The organism is Halomonas sp. SIMBA_159 (assembly GCF_046536035.1).
Classification (GTDB): domain Bacteria; phylum Pseudomonadota; class Gammaproteobacteria; order Pseudomonadales; family Halomonadaceae; genus Vreelandella; species Vreelandella venusta_A.
Map to the genome: position 1 here is coordinate 1 of NZ_JAWJBT010000849.1, position 262 is coordinate 262.

Here is a 262-nt window from a genome sequence, read left to right on the forward strand (position 1 = left end):
TGGGTCGGGTTATTGACAATGACATCCGCTTTCGGCACATCGGCCATCATCCGACGCCGTGCGGCAGCTCGCTGCATCTGACGGATCCGTCCTTTAACATGGGGGTCGCCTTCGCTTTGTTTGAACTCATCACGAATATCCTGCCGCGACATTCGCAGCTTTTTCAGGTGGCTGAAGATTTGGAAAAAGACGTCAAATCCCACCATTGGAATGACACCAAGCACCACCAGCAGTGCGCATAGCCCTACCAAATCCATCGCAT

The 262-nt window shown here is 53.1% G+C and carries 1 protein-coding gene; it reads right to left on the reverse strand.

The window, feature by feature from the left end; genetic code table 11:
- On the reverse strand, positions 1-262 hold a 262-nt coding region (locus tag R0J87_RS21635; protein WP_498888874.1), incomplete at both ends, for an EscU/YscU/HrcU family type III secretion system export apparatus switch protein.